The sequence below is a fragment of the Aquiflexum sp. genome, from assembly GCF_977115555.1.
The window spans coordinates 1-2,747 of sequence record NZ_CDSBKL010000477.1 but is presented as its reverse complement, the minus strand read 5'-3'; the positions used below and the strand labels follow the sequence as shown (position 1 = coordinate 2,747).

Sequence of the window (2,747 nt, the reverse complement as noted above, 5' to 3'; positions counted from 1 at the left end):
AATATCACTGCATTTATTTACCAAAACCATCAGCCCCTGAACACCGTGAGCAGATACCTCATCGTGGTTCCTTCAAATGCAGAAAAGGAAATGGGATTTGTATTTTGGCTCCTTAGAGTTTGGAATATCGGGAGAAACACGGGTTGTAAATTGGTATTTTTCGGGTCAGGAGAAACACTAAAATACATCGAACAGGTTCAAAAAAAGTATAGTATCAAAACGGGTTTTGTGGAATTCTCAGATTGGGAAGACTTTTTGATCATATCGAGAGATTTGAAGGAAGATGATGCGCTGATGGTGGTATTAAGCAGGAAAAACGGAGTTTCATTTGATCCTGTAATGGATAAGATTCCCAAATACCTAAACAAATATTTCAGCAAAAACAATTATATCCTGATCTATCCGATGCAGTTTGACTTGGAGGATAATGGACGGTATAATTACATAGGGACCTCATTTTTTAATCCTTTAATAGCTGGAGTCCAGGATTTTGAGGCATTCACAAATTCAATCTCAAAGATTTTCAGAAAAAAATAAAAATCCCCGGATATTTTCCGGGGAAAGGTTTCAATTGTCTTCTCCTCTTAATTTTACTACTGCCCCTTCGAGAATGGTGTTTATCCTGACCTGACAAGCCAATCTGCTAGTAGGATAGTATTCCGGCAGGTTCTCTAATTGGTCTAGCTCCACATCACTTGCATTTCCCAATTCATCATTTCCTTCCAAAATTTCCACATGGCAAGTCGCACATAAAGCCATACCGCCACAGGTTGCCAAAACCGGGTATTCAGAAGCTTTTAATATTTCCATTAAGCTCAAACCCATGTCATCGGGAGCTTCTACGGTCTGACGGTTGCCGTCATGATCTTCTACAGTGAATGTTACCATGTCTCAAAAGTAAGATTAAAATGAATTTACACCATTCACGGTAGTATATTTAAAACTCAATTTTTGATCAGGATATACAAATTTGAAAGCCGAATGCATCATGATGGCAGCTTCATGGAATCCACATAGGATAAGTTTCAATTTGCCCGGATAAGTGTTTATATCGCCAATGGCATAGATTCTTTCCACACCAGTGGAATAATCTCTGGTATCGACCTCGATGGCGTTTTTGTCAATGTTCAGCCCCCAATCAGCGATTGGTCCTAATTTTGGGCTTAACCCAAAAAGTGGAATCAGGTAATCCGTATCAACTGTGATTTCTTCTTTGGTTTTGCCTTCGAGGATGACGGTTTTCAGAGTGCCGTTTCCTCCTAATTCTTTTAGGTTGGCAGAAAGTATCAAATCTATTTTTCCTTTGTTTGCAAGGTCAAATACTTTGGCAGCAGAATCAGGTGCGCCACGGAAAGTTTCATTTCTATGTACCAAGGTGACTCTTTCGGCTACATTAGCGAGATAAATCGCCCAATCCAAGGCTGAATCCCCGCCACCTGCAAGCATCACTTTTTTATCTCTGAAAAGCTCCGGGTTTTTTACCATATAGGTCACTCCTTTGCCTTCAAATTTCTCCAGATTTTCTAATACTGGTTTTCTTGGTTCAAATACTCCTAAACCGCCGGCAATAATGATTACCTGGGCATGAACCTGGGTTTTGTCATTGGTAGTGACAATGAATGAACCATCTGTCTGTTTTGCTAAATGATCCACCCTTTCGCCTAAAGTGAAGGTTGGTTTAAAAGGCTTTATTTGTTCCATCAGGTTATCTACCAAGTCTTGCGCCTTTATTTCAGGATATCCGGGAATATCATAGATGGGTTTTTGGGGATAAATCTCTGAAAGCTGTCCTCCTACTTGAGGGAGGTAGTCAATCAGATGACAACGCATCTTTAGTAAGCCTGCTTCAAAGACTGCGAATAACCCAACAGGTCCGGCTCCGATGATACAAAGGTCAGTAGTAATCATGATGTCTGCTTTTTTTTTAAAACCAAAAGGCAATACGATTGTTCGTACAAATATAATTAGTATGGCAAGTATATTTTAAATCTTGCTGATTTTTCTATTCCAAATTGTTGTAAATGGTGTTCAAAATCCTTTTAAATTCCTCAAAATCTGATTCTCCAAGATTTTCCCAAGCTTTTTCTCTGATAGAGGCGATCTTTGGTTTTAGCTCATTGACTTTTGAAATTCCCTCAGCGGTCAAGAGCAAATGGAAACTTCTTCTGTCCAAAGGATGTGGAACGCGCTCTACGTAACCTTTTTTGGTTAGGATGTCAATGATTCTGGTAAGCGTGGGCTGGTCTTTGAACACCATCTGAGCCAATTCGGTCTGGCTAAGGAGTTCATTTTCAGAAAGGTTTTTTAGAATGAGCCATTGGTCTACAGTAATGTCAAAGTCCTCTAGTTTGAACTTTCTTTGGGCATACTGCTTGACCCTTTTGGCTGTCCTGTCCAATAGGAATGAGTACTTACTGAATTGTTCCTGTGTCATACCAATAATTAGCATGACAAATATAGTGAATAGAAATAATTAAAAAATAAAAACCTATAAATATTATAGGGAATATAGGATGTTGTATAACGATTAATTGGAAGCCAATCCTTCTTTTCTATATATGAGGTTGCCTTCTTTGTCCCATTCAGCTCTGATGTAGGGAGTAAAATTTTTGGTAAAGGGTTTATCTTGGTATTGGATTTCTCTTTTCCTTACCGTTTTCTCTTTGACATTCCAATATTCTGTCCAAAGACCAACCTTTTCACCAAAGTGGTATTCACCGACGACTCCCACCTGACCATCTTCATGG

Annotated in this window: 3 protein-coding genes and 2 pseudogenes; 1 reads left to right on the top strand and 4 read right to left on the bottom strand. The window is 39.1% G+C overall.

All coding sequences use genetic code 11. The annotated features are described in order from the left end of the window. A pseudogene (locus ACZFYI_RS18495) lies at nt 1-537 on the top strand (cation:proton antiporter); the annotation flags it as partial. A 30-nt stretch (nt 538-567) separates the two neighbouring features. Here ACZFYI_RS18495 and ACZFYI_RS18490 read toward each other — a convergent pair. From ACZFYI_RS18490 to ACZFYI_RS18475, 4 genes and pseudogenes are all read right to left on the bottom strand, one after another. Further along, entirely contained in the window at nt 568-888 is a 321-nt protein-coding gene (locus tag ACZFYI_RS18490) for a 2Fe-2S iron-sulfur cluster-binding protein (RefSeq protein WP_462525601.1), read from the bottom strand. Between the two features lie 15 nt (nt 889-903). Then, a complete protein-coding gene (locus ACZFYI_RS18485; RefSeq protein WP_462525600.1) occupies nt 904-1,908 on the bottom strand; it encodes an NAD(P)/FAD-dependent oxidoreductase in 1,005 nt (334 codons plus the stop codon). A gap of 94 nt (nt 1,909-2,002) precedes the next feature. Beyond that, entirely contained in the window at nt 2,003-2,434 is a 432-nt protein-coding gene (locus ACZFYI_RS18480) for a MarR family winged helix-turn-helix transcriptional regulator (protein ID WP_462525599.1), read from the bottom strand. Between the two features lie 93 nt (nt 2,435-2,527). Next, nucleotides 2,528-2,747 (bottom strand): annotated as a pseudogene (locus ACZFYI_RS18475) (toxin-antitoxin system YwqK family antitoxin); the annotation flags it as partial.

Excerpts from the sequence above, each read along its gene's own strand:
- ACZFYI_RS18490 (WP_462525601.1), bottom strand. The coding sequence starts at position 888 with ATGGTAACATTCACTGTAGAAGATCATGACGGCAACCGTCAGACCGTA.
- ACZFYI_RS18485 (WP_462525600.1), bottom strand. The coding sequence starts at position 1,908 with ATGATTACTACTGACCTTTGTATCATCGGAGCCGGACCTGTTGGGTTA.
- ACZFYI_RS18480 (WP_462525599.1), bottom strand. The coding sequence starts at position 2,434 with ATGACACAGGAACAATTCAGTAAGTACTCATTCCTATTGGACAGGACA.